This window comes from Kitasatospora purpeofusca, from assembly GCF_000718025.1.
GTDB lineage: Bacteria > Actinomycetota > Actinomycetes > Streptomycetales > Streptomycetaceae > Kitasatospora > Kitasatospora purpeofusca.
Window position 1 is genome coordinate 7413 of the sequence record NZ_JODS01000041.1, and the last position, 21924, is coordinate 29336.

Here is a 21924-nt window from a genome sequence, read left to right on the forward strand (position 1 = left end):
GGCGGGGCGGCGTGGTTCCCGGCCACCGCACCACGCGCGCCCTCTCATCGGGCCCCGCGCTCCATGAATAGGGCCCGTATAGGGGGTCGGATAGGGGCGGCCCGGAGCCCCCGCCGTACGAGACTGTGACCGGCGGGAATTCGCGTACGGCCGCCCCGGAACAGCTTCCCCGGAAAGGCCGCCCTGAAAAGGCCGACCGGAAATGCACCGGTCCCGTACCGGGGAAAGCCGCCCGCAAACGGAATTTCCATGACGCCGCCACCGACCCGGGTGCCGGGCGGAAACCGAATGCCCCCGCTCCAGGCCCGAACCGACCCGGGCCGAGCCCACCCGACCCGCCCCGAACCCGACGCCGACCCGACCCGAACCGACCCAAGGAAGTGACGGCATGTTGCGCACCGAGCTGATCCGGCCGCTGCCCGAACTGCTGGCCGAGCACGCCCGCGACAGCTCGGACCGGACCGCGTTCCGCGACGCCGTCCGCGGCGTGACCTACGCCGAGCTCCACGCCCGCACCGGCCGGCTCGCCGGCCACCTCGCCGACCTGCGCCTCCAGCCCGGCGACCGGGCCGCGATCCTGCTCGGCAACAGCGTCGAGGTGGTGGAGTCCTACTTCGGCATCCTGCGCGCCGGTGCCATCGGCGTCCCGCTCAATCCGCACGCCACCGCCGCCGAACTCACCCATCTGCTGGACGACAGCGGTGCCCGCGTCGTCATCACCGACGCCGCCCGCGCCGCCGGCCTGGACGCCCTCGTCCGCGCCCGGGCCGACCTGAGGGTGATCGTCACCGGCGAGGGCCCCGTCCCGGCCGGCACCCTCTCCTTCGAGACCCTGGCCACCACCGACCCCGCCACCCCCGCGCGCGACGACCTCGGCCTCGACGACCCCGCCTGGATGCTCTACACCTCCGGCACCACCGGCCGGCCCAAGGGCGTGCTGTCCACCCAGCGCAACTGCCTCTGGTCGGTCGCCGCCTGCTACGTGCCGGTGCCCGGCCTGAGCGCCGAGGACCGGGTGGTCTGGCCGCTGCCGCTGTTCCACAGCCTGTCCCACATCGCCTGCGTGCTGAGCGTCACCGCCGTCGGCGCCACCGCCCGCATCCTCGACGGCTTCGCCGCGCGGGACGTCCTGGAGGCCGTCCGCGAGGAGTCCGCGACCTTCCTGGCCGGCGTGCCCACCATGTACCAGCAGCTGGTGCGCGCGGCCCGGGAGGACGGCTTCACCGCGCCGGCCCTGCGGATGTGCCTGGTCGGCGGCGCGATGACCACCGCCACGCTGCGGCGCTCCTTCGAGGAGGCGTTCGGCGCGCCGCTCATCGACGCCTACGGCTCCACCGAGACCTGCGGCTCGATCACCGTCAACTGGCCCACCGGTGCCCGCGTCGAGGGCTCCTGCGGCCTGCCCGTCCCGGGCCTGGGCGTGCGCCTGGTCGACGCCGGGACCGGCCTGGACGTCGCCGACGGGGAGGAGGGCGAGGTCTGGGTGCGCGGCCCGAGCGTGATGCTCGGCTACCACAACCAGCCCGAGGCCACCGAGCAGGCGCTGCGCGGCGGTTGGTACCACACCGGCGACCTCGCCCGGCGCGACGGCTCCGGCTACTTCACCATCACCGGCCGGATCAAGGAACTCATCATCCGCGGCGGCGAGAACATCCACCCGGCCGAGGTCGAGGAGGTGCTGCGCGGCGTGCCCGGCGTCGCGGACGTCGCCGTCGTCGGCAAGCCCCACGAGGTGCTCGGCGAGGTGCCGGTGGCCTTCCTGGTGCCCGGCCCCGGCGGCCTCGACCCGGAGGCCCTGCTGGCCGCCTGCCGGGAACGGCTCTCCTACTTCAAGGTCCCCGAGGAGCTGTACGAGACGGAGCGCATCCCGCGCACCGCCTCCGGCAAGATCACCCGGCATGTGCTGCTCGACGCGCCCGCCCGGCTGCGGGCCGCCGGCGGCAGCCACTACGAGCACCTGTTCCGCGTCGACTGGCTGCCGCTCTCCTCCGTCCCCGGCGCCCGCCCCGCCGCCGGCACCTGGGCGGTGCTCGGCGCCGACGCCTTCGGCCTCGCCGACGCCCTCGGCGCCGCCACCCACCCCGACCCGGCCGCGCTGGCCGCGGCCGGCCCGCTGCCCGATGCCGCCGTGCTCGGCGTCGGCGCCGGCGCCGGCCTGCGCACCCCGGGACCGCTCGCCGCCGACGTCGAGGACGCAGTGCGCGCCCTCGACGGACAGCTCACCGCCTGGCTCGCCGAGGAACGGCTCGCCGACACCGCGCTGGTCGTCGTCACCCGGGGCGCCGCCGGACCCGGCGGCGCCACCGACCTCGTCCAGGCCGCGCTGCGCGGAGTGGTCCGCGCCGCCCGGGTGGCCAACCCCGGCCGGTTCCTGCTGGTCGACCTCGACGCGGAGGAGAACGCCGCCGACGCCCTCACCACCGCCGTCGCCTCCGGCGAACCCGAACTCGTCGTCCGCTCCGGCGTGGCGCTGCGCCCGCGCGCCGCCCGGGTGTCCGCCGCGCTCGCCCACGGCGAGCCCGGCGCCCGCTTCGACCCGCGCCGCGCCGTCCTGGTCACCGGCGCCGACGGGCCGGCCGCCGCCGCCGTCGCCCACCACCTGGTGGCCGGCCGCGGCGTGCGCCGGATCCTGCTCACCAGCCCGCACGGCCCCGCCGACCGGGCCGCCGCCGAACTCGCCGAACGGCTCACCGCCGCCGGCGCCGAGACCACCCTCAGCGCCCTCGACCTCGCCGACCGCGACGCCCTCGCCGGCTGGCTGGCCGGCCCGGGCACGCGCTTCAACGCCGTCGTCCACACCCCCGGCGCGGCCTTCCCCGGCCTCGGCGCCGCCCTCGCCGCCGCCGTCAACCTGCACGAACTGACCGCCGGCACCGAGCTGTCCGCCTTCGTCGTGCACACCCCCACCGTCGGACCGCTCGGCACCCCGGGCGCCCCCGGGGAGGCCGCCGCGGCGGCGTTCCTCGACGCCCTCGCCCACCACCGCAGCCGCCACGGCCTGCCCGGCCTCGCCCTCATCACCGGCCCCGCCGACGGGGACGGACGCCCCGTGCCGCCCGGTCTCGGCCGGCTCACCGCGCAGGAGAGCGCCGCCGCCTTCGACGCCGCCCACCTGGCCGACCACACCTCCCTGCTGCTGCTCCGGCTCGACCCGGAAGGGCTGGACGCGCTCGCCCCGCAGGACGTGCCGGCCCTGCTGCGCGACCTCATCGACACCCCGGCCGGCCCGAGCGCCCCGGACACCGCGACCGCCGCCGCACTGCGCCGCCGCCTGGCCGGCCGCCCGGCCGCCGACCGGCAGCGCGAGCTGCTCGACCTCGTCCTCGCGGAGACCGCCGGGCTGGCCGGCGACGGCCCCGACCCGATCCGCCCCGACGGCCCGTTCAAGGACCTCGGTTTCACCTCCGCCACCGCCGTCGAACTGCGCGGCCGCCTCACCGCCGCCACCGGCCTGCGGCTGCCCGCCACCCTCGCCTTCGACCACCCCAACCCGACCGCCGTCGCGGCGTTCCTGCTGAACGCGCTGACCGGCCGTCCGGCCGCCACCGCCCGGCCCGTGCCGGTAGCGCGCACCGTGGCGCCCGCCGACGACCCCGTCGTGATCGTCGGCGCCGCCTGCCGGCTGCCCGGCGGCGTCGCCTCCCCGGCCGACCTGTGGCGGCTGGTCGCCGAGGGCACCGACGCGATCACCCCCTTCCCCGCCGACCGGGGCTGGGACCTCGACGCCCTCTACGACCCGGACCCGGCCGTCCCCGGCACCTCCTACGCCCGCCACGGCGGATTCCTGCACGACGCGGGCGAGTTCGACGCCGCCTTCTTCGGGATCTCCCCGCGCGAGGCGCTGGCGACGGACCCGCAGCAGCGGCTGCTGCTGGAGACCTCCTGGGAACTGCTGGAGCGCGCGGGCATCGACCCGACCTCGCTCAAGGGGCAGCCGGTCGGTGTCTACGCGGGCCTGATGTACCACGACTACGCCACCGAGCTCGCCGAGGTCCCGGACGGCCTGGAGGGCTACCTCGGCACCGGCAACGCCGGCTCGGTCGCCTCCGGCCGCATCTCCTACACCCTCGGCCTCGAAGGCCCGTCGGTGACGGTGGACACCGCCTGCTCCTCCTCCCTGGTGGCCCTGCACCTGGCCGCGCAGGCGCTGCGCGACGGCGAGTGCACGCTCGCCCTGGCCGGCGGCGCCGCGATCATGGCCCGGCCCACCTCCTTCGTCGAGTTCTCCCGCCAGCGCGCGCTCTCCGCCGACGGCCGGGCCCGGGCCTACGCGGACGGTGCCGACGGCACCGCCTGGGCCGAGGGCGTGGGCCTGGTGCTGCTGGAGCGGCTGTCGGACGCCCGGCGGCTGGGGCACGAGGTGCTGGCGGTGGTCCGCGGTTCGGCCGTCAACCAGGACGGTGCGTCCAACGGTCTGACCGCTCCGAACGGTCCCTCGCAGGAGCGGGTGATCCTCGCCGCCCTCGCCAACGCCGGGCTGACGCCCGCGGACGTCGACGCGGTGGAGGGCCACGGGACGGGGACCTCGCTGGGCGACCCGATCGAGGCGCAGGCGGTGCTGGCCACCTACGGGCAGGGCCGTCCGTCCGGCGCGGTCGCCCTGCTCACCGAGGAACGGGCCTGGCCGGAGGTCGACCGGCCGCGCCGGGCCGCCGTCTCCTCCTTCGGCGTCAGCGGCACCAACGCCCACGTCGTCCTGGAGCAGGCCCCCGCCCAGGAGCCGGCGAACCGGGCGGTGCCCGTAGGACTCGACGGCGGACTCGACGCCGGCTCCGCCACCCCGGTGCCCTGGCTGCTCTCCGCCCGTTCCCCCGAGGCCCTGCGCGAACAGGCCGGACAGCTGGCCGGGTTCACCGAGGCCAGGCCCGTCGCCGAGGCGCCGGCCGTCGCCCGTGCGCTCGCCGGCTCCCGGGCCGCGCTGGAACGGCGGGCCGTCGTGGTCGCCGCGGACCGGGCGCGGGTGCTGAGCGGGCTGCGGGCGCTGGCCGACGGCGAGGCCGCGGCCGGGCTGGTGTCCGGTCGGGCGGAGGTGAGCGGTCGGTCGGTGTTCGTCTTCCCGGGCCAGGGGTCCCAGTGGGTGGGGATGGGTCGGCAACTGCTGGCCGAGTCGGCGGTGTTCGCGCGGGCTCTGGAGGAGGCCGCGGAGGCGCTGAAGCCCCATACCGACTGGTCGTTGCTCGATGTGGTGAACCAGGTGCCGGGTGCCGCCTCGCTGGAGCGGGTGGACGTGGTGCAGCCGGTGTCGTTCGCGGTGAACGTCGGTCTGGCTCGCCTCTGGGCGTCGTTGGGAGTGGTTCCGGACGCGGTGGTGGGTCACTCGCAGGGGGAGATCGCGGCGGCGCACGTCGCGGGGATCCTCTCGCTGGAGGACGCGGCGGCGGTGGTGGCGTTGCGTTCGCAGGCCATCGCCCGGGGTCTGGCCGGACGCGGCGGGATGGTGTCGATCGGGCTGCCGCTCGCCGAGGTGACCGGTACGCTGCCGGACGGCGTGGAGGTCGCGGCCGTGAACGGCCCGTCCTCGGTCGTGGTCGCCGGTGACCCGGCCGGCCTGGACACCGTGGTGGCCGCCTTCGAGGAGCGCGGCGCCCGGGTGCGCCGGATCCCGGTGGACTACGCCTCGCACACCGCGCACGTGGAGTCCATAGAAGCCGAACTCGCCGAGCTACTGCGGTCGGTGAGGCCGCAGCCGGCTGCTGTTCCCTTCCTGTCGACGGTGGAGAACCGCTGGCTGGAGGGTCCGGAGCTGGACGCGGGCTACTGGTACCGCAACCTGCGGCAGACCGTCCGCTTCGCCGACGCCGTCGACACCCTGGCGGGCGAAGGCTTCCGGGCGTTCGTCGAGGTGAGCGCGCACCCGGTGCTCGCGCACGCCGTGGTCGAGGGCCTGGAGGAGGCCGTCGAGGCGCCGACCGTCGTCACCGGGACCCTGCGCCGCGAGGACGGCGGCTGGGACCGCGTCCTGCTCGCCGCCGCCGAACTCCACGTCCGCGGCATCCCCGTCGACTGGTCCCCGGCCCACACCGGGGCCGACACCGTCCGCCCCTCCGAACTGCCCACCTACCCCTTCCAGCGCGAGCGCTACTGGCTCCGGCCGGGCCGCGCCGCCGGTGACCTCGCCGCCGTCGGCCTGGACAAGGCCGGCCACCCGCTGCTGGAGGCCGAACTGCTCCTCGGCGCCGAGGAAGGCGCCGTCTTCACCGGCCGGATCACCGAACACACCCTGCCCTGGCTGGCCGACCACCGGGTCGGCGGCGCGACGCTGGTGCCCGGCACCGCGCTGCTCGACGCCCTCGCCCACGTCGGCCGCCGGCTCGGCGCGCCCACCGTCGAGGAACTGACGGTCTCCGCCCCGCTCGTCGTCCCGGACGGCGGCGGTCTCGACCTCCAGGTCCACGTCGGCGACGCCGAGGACGGCCGCCGCGCCGTCCGGCTGCTCACCCGCACCGGCACCGGTCTGCCCTGGCACGTCAACGCCACCGGAACGCTCGCCCCCGAGGGTCCGGAGCCCGCCACCGCCGACGAACTGACGGTCTGGCCGCCCGCCGGAGCCCGCCCGCTCGACATCGACGGCCTCTACGACCGGCTCACCGTCGCCTACGGCGCCGCGTTCCACGCCGTCGAGGCCGCCTGGCTCGCCGACGGCCGCCTCTACGCCCAGCTCCGCCTGCCCGACACCACCTCGGACGCCGCCGCCTACGGTCTGCACCCCGCCCTGCTGGACGCCGCCCTCCACCCGCTCGGCGAGGCCGGTTTCTTCCCGGGCGCCGACGTGCCCAGGCTCGCCTTCTCCTGGGCCGGCGTCCGCCTGCACGCCGTCGGCGCCGAGGCGCTGCGCGTGGTCGTCACCCCCGCCGGCCCCGACACCCTCACCATCCGGGCCGCCGACGACACCGGCGCCCCCGTCGTGGACGTCGAGGCCCTCACCGTGCGGCCGGTGGACCCGAGCGGCCTCACCGCCGGTCCGGCGGACGACGCGGCCCTGTTCGAGGTCGACTGGGTCCCCGCCCCCGAGGCCGCGCCCGAGGCCGTCCAGTCGCCCGACTGGGCCCTCCACAGTGAGCTGCCCGAGGACGGCGCCCTGCCGCCGCTCGTGGTCCTGCCCGCCGGTGTCGGCGCGCCCGCCGACACCGTGCCCGAGCGCGCCCACGCCGTCGGCCACGACGTCCTGCGGGCGCTCCAGGCCTGGCTGGCCGACGACCGGACGGCCGACTCCCGGCTCGTCGTCGTCACCCGGCGCGGCGAACTCGTCCAGGAACCCGTCCGGGGCCTGGTGCGCACCGCCCAGTCGGAGAACCCCGGCCGCTTCGTCCTCGTCGAGGCCGACGACCCGGCCGACGCCGCCCGGGCGGTGGCCGCCGCACCGGACGACGAACCGCAGCTGGCGCTGCGCGACGGGCGCCTGCTGGTCGCCCGCCTGCGCCGCCCGGCCGCCAGGCCCGCCCCCGCGGAGGCCACGCCGTCCTCGCTGGCCGGCGGCACCGTCCTGGTCACCGGCGCCAACGGCGGCCTCGGCCGCCTGGTGGCCCGGCATCTCGCGGCGGTCCACCGCGTCGCGGAACTCGTGCTCCTCTCCCGCTCCGTCGTGCCCGCCGACCTGCTCGAAGAACTCGCCGCGCACGGCACCCTGGTCCGCGCCGAGGCCGTCGACACCGCCGACCGCACCGCGCTGGCCGCCGTCGTCGACACCCTCGCCGACCGTCTGACCGGCGTCGTCCACGTCGCCGGGATCGTCGACGACGGCGTGATCGAAGCCCTGGACGCCGCCAAGTGGCACAGCGTGCTGCGCCCGAAGGTCGACGCCGCCTGGCACCTGCACGAACTCACCGCCGGCCTCGACCTGGCCGCCTTCGCGCTCTACTCCTCCGCCTCCGGCGTGCTCGGCGGCTCCGGTCAGGGCAACTACGCGGCCGGCAACGCCTTCCTCGACGGCCTGGCCGCCCACCGGCGCTCGCTCGGACTGCCCGCCGTGTCGCTCGCCTGGGGCCTGTGGGCCGAGGCCGCCGGCATGGGCGGCCGGCTGAGCGACACCGACCTCGCCCGGATGGCCCGGGTCGGCACCCGCCCCCTCTCCGCCGACCAGGGCCTCGCCCTGCTGGACGCCGCGCTCACCGGCGAGCCCGCGGCCGTGGTGCCGATCAGGCTCGACGTCACCGGCGTCCGGACCGAGGACCTCCCGCCGCTGCTGCGCGACCTGGCACCCGCCGCCCGCGCACCCCGCGCCCTGCGACGGGCCGCCGCCCGCACCGCCGCGGACGGCGCCGGCGCCCTCGCCCGGCGGCTCGCCGGACTCTCCGCCGCCGACCGCGACGAGGTGCTGACCGCCCTCGTCCGCGACACCGCCGCCGCCGTCCTCGGCCACGGCTCGGCCGCGGCGCTGGACGTCGACAAGGCGTTCAAGGAACTCGGCATCGACTCGCTCACCGCCGTCGAACTCCGCAACGCCCTCGGCGCCGCCACCGGCCTGCGGCTGCCCGCCACTCTGGTCTTCAACTACCCGACGCCCAAGGCCCTCGCCGCCCACCTCGCGACCGAACTCGTCGGCGAGGAACCGGCCCCCGCCGCCCCCGCCGCCCCCGCGGCACGGGCCGCCGGGACCGAGGACGAGCCGATCGCGATCGTCGCCGTCGGCTGCCGCTTCCCCGGCGGCCTCGACTCCGGCGAGGACCTCTGGCGCTTCGTCGCCGGCGGCGGCGACGCCGTCACCGGCCTGCCCACCGACCGGGGCTGGGACCTCGACGGCAGCTACGACCCCGACCCCGACGCCCCCGGCCGCACCTATGTGCGCGGCGGCGGATTCCTGCCCGGCATCGCCGACTTCGACGCCGCCTTCTTCGGCATCAACCCGCGCGAGGCCCTGGCGATGGACCCGCAGCAGCGGCTGCTGCTCGAAGTCGCCTGGGAGACCCTGGAGCGCGCCGGACTCGACCCCACCGCCCTGCGCGCCACCCCGACCGGCGTCTTCATCGGGACCCACGGCCAGGACTACGGCACCCAGGGCACCGGCGGCGCCGCCGACGAGGGCTACCTGGTCACCGGCAACGCGGGCAGCGTGCTCTCCGGCCGCCTCTCCTACGCCCTCGGCCTGGAGGGGCCCGCGATCACCGTCGACACCGCCTGCTCCTCCTCCCTGGTCGCCCTGCACCTCGCCGCCCAGGCGCTCCGCGCCGGGGAGTGCACGCTCGCCCTGGCCGGCGGCGCCTCGGTGATGTCCACGCTCGAAGGCCTGGTCGGCTTCTCCCGGCAGCGCGGCCTCGCCACCGACGGCCGGAGCAAGGCCTTCGCCGACGCCGCCGACGGGTTCGGGATGTCCGAGGGCGTGGGCCTGCTCCTGCTGGAGCGGCTCTCCGACGCCCGGCGCCTGGGGCACGAGGTGCTGGCGGTGGTCCGGGGTTCGGCCGTCAACCAGGACGGTGCGTCCAACGGTCTGACGGCTCCGAACGGTCCCTCGCAGGAGCGGGTGATCCGGGCCGCGCTCGCCAACGCCCGCCTGACGGCCGCCGACGTCGACGCCGTCGAGGCGCACGGCACCGGCACCCCGCTCGGCGACCCGATCGAGGCACACGCCCTGCTCGCCACCTACGGCAAGGACCGCCCGGCCGAACAGCCGCTCTGGCTCGGGTCGGTGAAGTCCAACATCGGCCACACCCAGGCCGCCGCCGGCGCGGCCGGCGTGATCAAGATGGTCGAGGCGCTGCGGCACGGCGTGCTGCCGCAGACCCTGCACGTGGACGCGCCCAGCTCGCACATCGACTGGTCCTCGGGCGGCATCGCCCTGCTCACCGAGCAGCGGTCCTGGCCGGAGGTCGGCCGCCCGCGCCGGGCCGGTGTCTCGGCGTTCGGTGTGAGCGGGACGAACGCCCACGTGATCCTTGAGCAGGCCGAGCCGGTGGACCCGGCGGCCGCGACCGTCGCCGCCGGGGACGGGGACGGCGCGGTGGCCTGGGTGGTCTCCGGCACCTCGGAGGCGGCCCTGCGCGAGCAGGCCGCGCGGCTCGCGGCCTACGCGCAGGGGCAGTCGGCGCCGGACCTCGCCGCCACCGCCCGCGCCCTCGTCTCCGCGCGCACCGGGTTCCCCGAGCGGGCGGTCGCCGTCGGAGCCGACCGGGCCGCGCTCGTCGACACCCTGAAGGCGCTGGCCGACGGCGAGGCCGCGGCCGGGCTGGTGTCCGGTCGGGCGGAGGTGAGCGGGCGGTCGGTGTTCGTCTTCCCGGGTCAGGGTTCGCAGTGGGTGGGGATGGGTCGGCGGTTGCTGGCCGAGTCGGTGGTGTTCGCGGAGGCGTTGGGTGAGGTCGGCAAGGCGTTGGAGCCTTTTGTCGACTGGTCGTTGCTGGATGTGGTGAACCAGGTGCCGGGTGCCGCCTCGCTGGACCGCGTAGATGTGGTGCAGCCGGTGTCGTTCGCGGTGAACGTCGGTCTGGCTCGCCTCTGGGCGTCGCTGGGTGTCGTCCCGGACGCGGTGGTGGGTCACTCGCAGGGGGAGATCGCGGCGGCGCACGTCGCGGGGATCCTCTCGCTGGAGGACGCGGCGGCGGTGGTGGCGCTGCGCTCGCAGGCCATCGCCCGGGGTCTGGCCGGACGCGGCGGCATGGTGTCGGTGGCTCGGCCGTTCGCCGAGGTGAGCGGTGCACTGCCCGAGGGCGTGGAGGTCGCGGCCGTGAACGGTCCGTCCTCGGTCGTGGTGGCCGGTGACCCGGCCGGACTGGACACCCTGGTCGCCTCCTACGAGGAGCAGGGTGTGCGGGTGCGGCGCATCGCCGTCGACTACGCCTCGCACACCTCTCATGTGGAGTCGATCGAGGCCGAACTCGCCGAGCTGCTGGGGTCGGTGAGGCCGCAGCCGACCGCCGTCCCGTTCCTGTCGACGGTCGAGAACCGCTGGCTGGAGGGCCCGGAGCTGGACGCCGGCTACTGGTACCGCAACCTTCGGCAGACCGTGCGCTTCGCCGAGGCCGTCGACACCCTGGCGGGCGAGGGCTTCCGGGCCTTCGTGGAGATCAGCGCGCACCCCGTACTGGCGAACGCCGTGGTCGAGGGCCTGGAGGAGGCCGTCGAGGCGCCGACGGTCGTCACCGGGACCCTGCGGCGCGAGGACGGCGGCTGGGACCGGGTCCTGCTCGCCGCCGCCGAACTCCACGTCCGCGGCATCCCCGTCGACTGGTCCTCCGCCTACGCCGGGGCCGGCGCCGTCCGACCCTCCGAACTGCCCACCTACGCCTTCCAGCACCAGCGTTTCTGGCTGGAGCCCGTGGCCTCCACCGGTGACGTGACCGCCTTCGGGGTCGCCGCCGCCGAGCACCCGCTGCTCGGAACCCTGGTCGAACTGCCCGACGGGGGCTCGGTGTTCACCGGACGTCTGTCGATCCGCTCGCACCCGTGGCTGGCCGGTCACGCCGTCTCCGGGACGGTCCTGCTGCCCGGCGCGGCCTTCCTCGAACTCGCCCTGCGCGCAGGGGAGCAGACCGGCCTCGGCCGCCTGGAGGAACTGGTCGTCGAAGCCCCCGGGATCCTGCCCGAACGCGGCGGCCTCCAGGTCCGCGTCACGGTCGATCCGGCCGCCGACGACGACCGCCGGGCCGTCCATGTGCACTCGCGTCCCGAGGACGCCGAGGGCGGTGCCTGGACCAGGCACGCCACCGGCTTCCTGGCGGCCGAGGCCGCACCGGAGTTCGGCTACGAGGCGTGGCCGCCGGCCGGCGCGGAGCCGGTCGCGGTGGACGGCTTCTACGAGCGGCTGGCGGAGGCCGGCTACGAGTACGGCGATGCCTTCCGCGGCCTGCGGGCCGCCTGGCGGTCCGGCGAGGAGGTGTTCGCCGAGGTCGCACTGCCGGAGGAACTGGCCGACTCCGCCGGGCGGTTCGGACTGCACCCGGCCCTGCTGGACGCCGCCCTGCAGTCCGCCAACCTGGGCGCGGCGCCGGTGGCCGGACCGGGGGAGGTGCTGCTGCCGTTCGCCTGGAACGACGTGGCCCTGTACGCGTCCGGGGCCACCGCGCTGCGGGTGCACTCCCGCCGGGAGGGCCCGGACAGTGTCTCCTTCGCGCTGACCGACCCGGTCGGGCGGCCCGTCGGTGCCGTCGGGGCGCTGGTCCTGCGGCCGGTGGCGCCCGAGCGGCTGTCCACCGCCCGCGCCGCCGCCGCCGAGCATCTGTACCGCCTCGACTGGGCGCCGGCCGACCTCCCGAGGGCGGTGGACCGGGTCGCCGAGGAGGACGTGCTCGACCTGACCCGCGCCCCCGAGGGGCTGTCGGCACCGCAGGCGGCCCGCGCGCTGGTCGGCGCCGCGCTCGGCGGGATCCAGGAGCACCTGGCCGGTGACTCCGCCCGCCCGCTCGCCGTCCTGACCGCGAACGCGGCCGCGGACCCGGCGGCCTCCGCCGTCCGGGGTCTGGTCCGCACCGCGCAGCTCGAACACCCGGGCCGGATCGTCCTGGTGGACACCGACGGCTCGACGGCGCCCGCCTCGGTGGTGGCCGACGCCCTAGCCTCCGGCGAACCCCAGGTGGCCTGGCGCGACGGGATCGTGGTGGTGCCGCGCCTGGCGCGCGCCGAGGCGCCGTCCGGTACCGGTCCGGTGCTGGACCCGGCGGGGACGGTGCTGGTGACCGGTGGCACGGGGACGCTGGGCGGCCTGGTGGCCCGGCGCCTGGTGGAGTCGCACGGGGTGCGCCACCTGCTCCTGGTGAGCCGTCGCGGCGCCGGGGCGCCCGGTGCGGCGGAACTCGTCGAGCGGTTGTCGGCGCTCGGTGCGTCGGTGGAGGTGGTGGCGGCCGACGTGTCGGAGCGCCCGGCGGTGGACGCTCTGGTGGCCGGGGTGCCGACGGACCGTCCGCTGACGGCGGTGGTCCACACGGCCGGCGCGCTGGCCGACGGCGTCTTCGAGGCGCAGTCCGCCGAGCGGCTGGACGAGGTGTTCGCCCCGAAGGCGGACGCCGCCTGGCACCTGCACGAGGCGACGAAGGACCTCGGCCTCGCCGCCTTCGTCCTCTTCTCCTCCGGCGCCGGAGTGTTCGGCAGCGCCGGGCAGAGCCTGTACGGGTCGGCGAACGGCTTCCTGGACGGGCTGGCCGGGTTGCGTCGTGAGCAGGGCCTGCCGGCGGTCTCGCTGGCTTGGGGCCTGTGGGCGGAGGCCAGCGGCCTGACCGGGCACCTGGACGAGGCCGACCGCGCCCGGTTGGCGCGCGGCGGCCTGGCGGCCATGCCCACGGAGGAGGCGCTGGCGCTCTTCGACGCGGCCCTGCGTTCCCCGGAGGCGCTGCTGGTGCCCACCCGGCTGGACCGGGACGCGTTGCGCAAGCAGGCGGCCGGTGGCGAGCTGAACCCGCTGCTGCGCGGTCTGGTCCGCGCCCCCCGCCGCACGGCTGCCACCGGTGCGCCCGCCGCCGACGGCCGTGAGGTCCTGCTCCGCCGGCTCTCCGCGGTGGGCGAGGCCGAACAGCTCCGGCTGCTCCTGGACCTGGTCCGGGCCGGCGCGGCCAAGGTGCTCGGCCAGAGCATCGACGAGACGGTCAAGCCCGCGCAGGCGTTCAAGGACGTCGGTTTCGACTCGCTGACCTCGCTGCGGATCCGCACCGGCCTCACCGAGGCCACCGGTGTCCGGCTCCCGGCGACCCTGGTCTTCGACCACCCGACCCCGGCCGCCGTCGCCGAGTACCTGCGCGACCGGCTGGGCCTGGCGGGCTCGGTGGCCGTGCCGCCGGTCCTGCTCGAACTCGACCGGCTGGAGCAGGCGTTGGCGGCCACGGCCGGGACGTCCGGCGCGTCCCGGGCACCCGACGGACTGCGCGCCCAGGTGGCCGCCCGCCTGGAGGCCCTCACCGCCCGCTGGGCGGAGTCGGGCGAGGAGCCCGAGGTGGAGGGCGTCGACCTGGGCGAGGCCTCGGACGACGAGCTCTTCGACCTGATCGACAACGAACTCGGCCTTTCCTGATGACGGATACGAGGAAGAACCCCATGTCGAACGACGACAAGCTGCGCGACTACCTCAAGCGCGTCACGGCCGACCTCCAGCAGACCAAGCGCCGCCTGCGCGACGCCGAGGCCCGGCGCACCGAGCCGATCGCCATCGTCGGGATGGCCTGCCGGCTGCCCGGCGGCGTCGCCTCCCCGGCCGACCTGTGGCGGCTGGTCCACGACGGCGCCGACGCCATGGCCCCGTTCCCCCGCGACCGGGGGTGGGACGTGGACGGTCTGTACGACCCCGACCCGGACGCCGCCGGGAAGACCTACGCCGAGGAGGGCGGCTTCCTCGCCGACCCGGGCGGCTTCGACGCCGCGCTGTTCGGGATCTCGCCGCGCGAGGCGCTGGCGACGGACCCGCAGCAGCGGCTGCTGCTGGAGACCTCCTGGGAGGCCCTGGAGCGGGCCGGCATCGACCCGACCTCGCTCAAGGGGCAGCCGGTCGGCGTCTACGCGGGGCTGATGTACCACGACTACGCGCACCATGTGCTCAACCTCCCGGAGGGCCTGGAGGGATACTTCGGGATCGGCAACTCCGGCTCGGTCGCCTCCGGCCGGGTCTCCTACACCCTGGGTCTCGAAGGCCCGTCGGTGACGGTGGACACCGCCTGCTCCTCCTCCCTGGTCGCCGTCCACCTGGCCGCGCAGGCGCTGCGCGACGGCGAGTGCACGCTCGCCCTGGCCGGCGGGGTCGCCGTGATGGCCACGCCGGAGGTGTTCGTCGACTTCGCGACCCAGCGCGGCCTGGCGCGCGACAGCCGCTGCAAGGCGTACGCGGACGCCGCCGACGGCACGGGCTTGGCGGAGGGCGTGGCCGTCCTCCTGCTGGAGCGGCTGTCGGACGCCCGGCGGCTGGGGCACGAGGTGCTGGCGGTGGTGCGGGGTTCGGCGGTGAACCAGGACGGTGCGTCCAACGGTCTGACCGCTCCGAACGGCCCGTCGCAGGAGCGGGTGATCCGGGCCGCGCTCGCCAACGCCCGGCTGACGGCGGCGGACGTCGACGCGGTGGAGGGCCACGGGACGGGGACCTCGCTGGGCGACCCGATCGAGGCGCAGGCGGTGCTGGCCACCTACGGGCAGGGCCGTCCGGGTGGACTGGGACTCGGGCGCGGTCGCGCTCCTCACCGAACGCCGCGACTGGCCGGAGGTCGACCGGCCGCGCCGGGCCGCCGTCTCGTCCTTCGGCGTCAGCGGTACCAACGCCCACATCATCCTGGAGCAGGCCCCGGTCGAGGACGACGCGCCGCAGCCGGGCGCCGAACCGGCCTTTTCCGCAACGCCGTTGGTGCTCTCGGCCGCCTCCGAGGACGCGCTGAGCGCCCAGGCCGGCGCCTGGGGCCGACTCCTGGCCGAGCAGCCGGACAGTTGCTGGATGTGGTGAACCAGGTGCCGGGGGCCGCCTCGCTGGACCGCGTGGACGTGGTGCAGCCGGTGTCGTTCGCGGTGAACGTCGGTCTGGCCCGCCTGTGGGCGTCGCTGGGTGTCGTCCCGGACGCGGTGGTGGGCCATTCTCAGGGGGAGATCGCGGCGGCGCACGTCGCGGGGATCCTCTCGCTGGAGGACGCGGCGGCGGTGGTGGCGTTGCGTTCGCAGGCCATCGCCCGGGGCCTGGCCGGACGCGGCGGGATGGTGTCGGTCGGCTTGCCGCTCGCCGAGGTGACCGGTGCGTTGCCGGACGGTGTGGAGGTCGCGGCCGTGAACGGTCCGTCCTCGGTCGTGGTGGCCGGTGACCCGGCCGGCCTGGACACCCTGGTGGCCTCCTACGAGGAGCAGGGCGTCCGCGTGCGCCGGATCCCGGTGGACTACGCCTCGCACACCGCCCATGTGGAGTCGATCGAGACCGAACTCGCCGGGCTGCTCGGCGCCGTGAAGCCCCGGACCGCCACGATCCCCTTCCTCTCCACCCTGGAGAACCGCTGGCTGGAGGGTCCGGAGCTGGACGCGGGGTACTGGTACCGCAACCTTCGGCAGACCGTGCGCTTCGCCGAGGCCGTCGGCACCCTTGCGGGCGAGGGCTTCCGGGCGTTCGTCGAGGTGAGCGCGCACCCGGTGCTCGCGCACGCCGTCGTCGAGGCGCTGGAGGAGGCCGTCGAGGCGCCGACGGTCGTCACCGGGACCCTGCGCCGTGAGGACGGCGGCTGGGACCGGGTCCTGCTCGCCGCCGCCGAACTCCACGTCCACGGCATCCCCGTCGACTGGTCCCCGGCCTTCCCGGACGCCGTCCTGCTCCCCGCCTCCGAACTGCCCACCTACCCGTTCCAGCACCAGCGCTTCTGGCTGGAGACCCGCCCCGCCACCGACGTGGGCGCCGCCGGGCTGGCACCCGTCGGGCACCCGCTGCTGGGCGCGGCGGTGCACCTGCCCGAGGGCGGGACGCTCCTCACCGGACGGCTCGACCCGAAGGACCACCCGTGGCTCGCGGACCACGCCGTCGCCGGCACCGTCCTCGCCCCGGGGGCCGCACTGCTGGAGCTGGCCGCGCGGGCCGGCGACGAGGCGGGCGCGCCCACCGTCGAGGAGCTGGTGATCGAGGCCCCGCTGCTCGTCCCCGGGCGCGGCGCCCTGCAACTGCACCTGCGGGTGGACCCGCCGGAGGACGACGCGCCCGACGACCGGCGGCCGTTCGCGCTGTACTCGCGGCCCGAGGACGGCGAGGGCGGCGCCTGGACCAGGCACGCCACCGGCTTCCTGGGCGGCGAGCAGGCGTCGTCCACCGTCGCCCCCGGCGCGTGGCCGCCGGCCGGCGCGGAGCCGGTCACCCTGGACGGCTTCTACGAGCGGCTGGCCGACCGCGGCTTCGGCTACGGACCGGCGTTCCAGGGACTGCGGGCCGTCCGGCGGCTCGACGCCGAGGTGTACGCCGAGGTGTCCCTGCCCGCCGGCCGGGCCGCCGAGGAGTTCGGCATCCACCCGGTGCTGCTGGACGCCGCTCTGCAGGCCACCAACTTCCTGGACATCGCCGAGCCGGAGCCGGGTCACGTCCTGCTGCCGTTCGCCTGGAACGACGTGGCGGTCTTCGCCACGCGCCCCACCGCCCTGCGGGTGCACGCCCGGCAGACCGGACCGCACGCGTTCTCGCTCGTCCTCACCGACCCGACGGGCGGACCGGTGGCCTCGGTCGGCTCCCTGTCGCTGCGGCAGGTGCCGGTCGACCGGCTCGCCGGCCTCGGCGGGGCCGCCGTCGACCACCTCTACCAGGTGGGCTGGACGCCGCTCGCCCTGCCCGCCGACGCCGCCGGTGCCGTCGCCCCGGCGGTGCTGGACCTGACCGACGGGACGGCCGAGGGCCCCGAGGGCGCCCGGGCGCTGGTCGGCCGGGTCGCGGAGTTCCTGCACCGGGGACTCACCGATCCCGCCCGGGGCGGGGAGCCGCTGGTCGTCGTGACCGGCCCCCCGGACGCGGACCCGGCGGTCAACGCGGTGTGGGGGCTGGTCCGTTCGGTCCAGCACGAGCAGCCCGGCCGGGTCGTGCTCCTCGGTGGCGGAGGGACGGGCTTCCCCGCCGCGGCGGTGGACCCGTCGGTGGTGGGCGGCCTGCTGGCCTCGGGCGAGAGCCAGGCGCTCTGGCGCGACGGGACAGTGCTGGTGCCGCGCCTGGCGCGTGCCGACCTGCCCGTCGAGGTGCCCGCCGGTACCGGTCCGGTGCTGGATCCGGCGGGGACGGTGCTGGTGACCGGCGGCACGGGGACGCTGGGCGGTCTGGTGGCCCGGCATCTGGTCGAGTCGCACGGGGTGCGGCGGCTGGTGCTGGTGAGCCGTAGTGGTGCGCAGGCGCCGGGTGCGGCGGAGCTCGTCGAGGGGATCGAGGCGCTGGGTGCGTCGGTGGAGGTGCTGGCGGCCGACGTGTCGGAGCGCCCGGTGGTCGACGAGCTGGTGCGTCGGGTCCCGGCGGAGCATCCGCTGACGGCGGTGGTCCACACGGCCGGTGCGCTGGCCGACGGTGTGTTCGACGGGCGGTCCGCCGAGCGGCTGGACGAGGTGTTCGCCCCGAAGGCTGACGCCGCCTGGCACCTGCACGAGGCGACCAGGGATCTGGGGCTGGCGGCGTTCGTCCTCTTCTCCTCGGGCGCGAGCGTGTTCGGCAGCGCCGGGCAGAGCCTCTACGGGTCGGCGAACGGTTTCCTGGACGGCTTGGCCGGGTGGCGCAGGGCGCAGGGCCTGCCGGGGGTCTCGCTGGCCTGGGGCCTGTGGGCACAGGCCAGCGGCCTGACCGGGCACCTGGGCGAGGCCGACCGCGCCCGGCTGGCCCGGGGCGGTCTCAAGGCGCTGGCGACGGAGGAGGCGCTGGCGCTGTTCGACGCCGCGCTGCGTTCCCCGGAGGCACTGCTGGTGCCGACCCGGCTGGACCGGGACGCGTTGCGCAAGCAGGCGGCGGGCGGCGAGCTGAACCCGCTGCTGCGCGGTCTGGTCCGCACTCCCCGGCGCACCGCCGCCACCGGTGCGCCCGCCGACGACGCGGCGGACTTCGCCGCCCGGCTGGCCGCGCTGCCGGAGCGCGAGCAGCACCGCAAGGTCCTCGACCTGGTGCGCTCCGCCGCCGCCGCCGTTCTCGGGCACCCGTCCAAGAACGCCGTCGCCGCCGCGCAGGCCTTCAAGGAGACCGGGTTCGACTCGCTCGGCGCGGTGCAACTGCGCAACCGGCTGGCCCGGGCGACGGGCGTCCGGCTCCCGGCGACCCTGGTCTTCGACCACCCGACCCCGCTCGCGCTCGCCCGCCACCTGCGGTCCGAGCTGCTGCCGGAGCCGGCGACGGAGCCGGCGGCGGGTCCGGCGGCCGGGAGCCCCGGGCCGAGCGCGGCCGGTCCGGACGCGGGACCCGCGCCCGTGGACGGGCCCGCCATCGCGGACCTCGACATCGACGGCCTCGTCGCCCGCGCCCTCCGTGGCCGCGGCTGAACCGCCCACCCGACCGCGCCCACCCGACCGCACGGAACCCACTGCACGGACCCACCGAGCCGACGCACCGCGCTCATCGACCCGCGCCCGGCACACCCCCCTCGAAAGGCTGACATGACCACCATCAACGACGGCGCGGCCGCCGACGACCAGACGGCGAGGCTGGTCGCGGCACTGCGGGCCGCGCTCCAGGACAACGAACAACTCGCCTACGAGAAGGCCGCGTTGGAGGCGGCGGCCGGGGAGCCGATCGCCATCGTCGGGATGGCCTGCCGACTGCCGGGCGAGGTCGCCTCCCCGGCCGACCTGTGGCAGCTGGTCGCCGACGGACGCGACGGCGTGGGCGAGTTCCCCGAGGACCGCGGCTGGGACCTCGACGGACTCTTCGACCCCGACCCGGACCGGGCCGGCCGCTCCTACGTCCGCGAGGGCGGATTCCTGCACGGCGCCGCCGACTTCGACGCCGCCTTCTTCGGGATCTCGCCGCGCGAGGCGCTCGCCATGGACCCGCAGCAGCGGCTGCTGCTGGAGACCTCCTGGGAGGCCCTGGAGCGGGCCGGCCTGGACCCGGCGGGCCTGCGCGGCACAGCGGTCGGTGTGTTCTCCGGCGTCATGTACCACGACTACGCCACCGGTCTGCGCAACGTGCCCGCCGGACTCGAAGGCTTCCTCGCCACCGGCACCTCCGGCTCGGTGGCCTCGGGCCGGGTCTCCTACGCCCTCGGCCTGGAGGGGCCCGCGATCACCGTCGACACCGCCTGCTCCTCCTCGCTGGTCGCCGTCCACCTGGCCGCCCAGTCGCTGCGCGGCGGTGAGTCGACGCTCGCGCTGGCCGGCGGTGTCGCGGTGATGTCCCAGCCCTCGCCGTTCGTCGAGTTCTCCCGGCAGCGCGGCCTGGCGACCGACGGGCGCTGCAAGGCCTTCGCGGACGCCGCCGACGGCACCGGCTGGGCGGAGGGCGTGGCGGTCCTCGTCCTGGAGCGCCTGTCGGACGCCCGGCGCCTGGGGCACGAGGTGCTGGCCGTGGTCCGGGGTTCGGCCGTCAACCAGGACGGCGCGTCCAACGGCCTCACCGCGCCCAACGGCCCCGCCCAGCAGCGGGTGATCCGGGCCGCGCTCGCCAACGCCCGACTGACGGCGGCCGACGTCGACGCCGTCGAGGCGCACGGCACCGGCACCCCGCTGGGCGACCCGATCGAGGCGCAGGCGGTGCTGGCCACCTACGGGCAGGGCCGTCCGGCCGAACAGCCGCTCTGGCTGGGCTCGTTGAAGTCCAACACTGACGGAGGCCCGGCCGTGGCCGGCGGTCGACCGCCCGCGCCGGGCGGCGGTGTCGGCCTTCGGGGTGAGTGGCACCAACGCCCACGTCATCCTGGAGGAGGCGCCCGCCGCGGAGCCTCGGACACCCGCCGCCGAGCCCGTCGCCGAGCCCGCTGTCGAGCCCGCCGCCCCCGAGGCCGTCGCCGTCCCCTGGCTGCTGTCCGCCGCTTCCGCCGGTGCCCTGCGCGCCCAGGCGGAGCGGCTGCTCGACTACACCGAGGCGCGCGGCCCGGCACCCGCCGACGCGGCCCGGGCGCTGGCCGAGTCCCGGACACTGCTGGCGCACCGTGCCGTCGTGGTGGCGGACGCGCTCGACGGTCACCGCACCGGCCTGGCCGCGCTCGCGGGCGACGCCGCCTCGCCCGCCCTGGTCGCCGGCACGGCGGACGTCGCCGGGCAGACCGTCCTCGTCTTCCCGGGTCAGGGTTCGCAGTGGGCGGGGATGGGTCGGCGGCTGCTGGCCGAGTCGGTGGTGTTCGCCGAGGCTCTCGGTGAGGTCGGCAAGGCCTTGGAGCCTTATGTCGACTGGTCGTTGCTGGATGTGGTGAACCAGGTGCCGGGGGCCGCCTCGCTGGACCGCGTGGACGTGGTGCAGCCGGTGTCGTTCGCGGTGAACGTGGACGCGGCGGCATGGTGTCGCTCGGGCTGCCGCTCGCCCGGGTGGCCGACCGGCTCCCCGCCGGGGTCGAGGTCGCGGCCGTGAACGGCCCCACCTCGGTCGTGGTCGCCGGTGACCCGGCCGGTCTCGACACCCTCGTGACCGCGTACGAGGAACAGGGTGTTCGGGTGCGCCGGATCCCGGTGGACTACGCCTCGCACTCCTCGCACGTGGAGTCCATAGAAGCCGAACTCGCCGAGCTGCTGGGTTCGGTGAAGCCGCAGCCGGCTGTCGTCCCGTTCCTGTCGACGGTCGAGAACCGGTGGCTGGAGGGTCCGGAGCTGGACGCGGGCTACTGGTACCGCAACCTGCGCCAGACCGTGCGCTTCGCCGACGCCGTCGAGACCCTCGCCGCCGCCGAGTACCGGGCGTTCGTCGAGGTCAGCGCCCACCCCGTGCTCGCGCACGGCATCGTCGAGGCCCTGGAGGCGGCCTCCGTGCGCGACGCGGCCGTCACCGGCACCCTGCGGCGCGACGAGGGCGGCTGGGACCGCGTCCTGCTCTCGGCCGCTGCGCTGCACGTCCGCGGCGTGGAGGTCGACTGGTCGGCCTCCTACGCGGGCGCCGGCACCCTGCCCGCCTCCGAACTTCCTACCTACCCCTTCCAACACCGGCACTACTGGCTGGAGTCGGTGCCCGTGACAACCACCCCCGCAGGAGATTCCCCGATGGCCACCGAGACCGAGCCCGACACCGTCGTCGAGGAGGCGCCCGGCGCCGTCCTCGCCCGCCGACTGGCGGAGGCCGACCCGGGGGAGCGCCCGGCCGTGCTGGTCGAGGTGATCCGCACGGAGGTCGCGGCCGTCCTCGGGCACGAGGACACCGGAGAGATCGGGGCGGACGCCGTCTTCTTCGACATCGGCTTCGTCTCGCTGACCGCCGTCGAACTGCGCAACCGCCTCCAGAACGTCACCGGGCTCGAACTGCCCGCCCTGCTCGCCTTCGACCAGCCCACCCCGGAGCGGCTCGCCGGCCACCTCCTCTCCCTGCTCGACGAGACCGGCGCCGACGGGACCGCGCCCGGCGACACCGGAGCCGCCGAGACCGGAGCCGCCGAGACCGTGCCCGCCGAGCAGCGGACCGAAGGGAAGTGA

1 protein-coding gene and 2 pseudogenes are annotated in these 21924 nt (G+C 76.3%); all 3 read left to right on the plus strand.

Translation table 11 applies throughout. The features are described 5' to 3' along the window. The first annotated feature begins 388 nt into the window (after positions 1-388). The 3 genes and pseudogenes from IF01_RS0136580 to IF01_RS51830 all read left to right on the plus strand — a co-directional run bounded on the left by IF01_RS0136580 (position 389) and on the right by IF01_RS51830 (position 21924). A complete protein-coding gene (locus IF01_RS0136580; protein ID WP_051756908.1) occupies positions 389-13927 on the plus strand; it encodes a type I polyketide synthase in 13539 nt (4512 codons plus the stop codon). Then, positions 13927-18852, plus strand: a pseudogene (locus IF01_RS51825) (type I polyketide synthase). The gene IF01_RS0136580 and the pseudogene IF01_RS51825 overlap by 1 nt, the downstream one beginning before the upstream one ends. Positions 18853-19077: 225 nt before the next feature. Beyond that, positions 19078-21924 (plus strand): annotated as a pseudogene (locus IF01_RS51830) (type I polyketide synthase).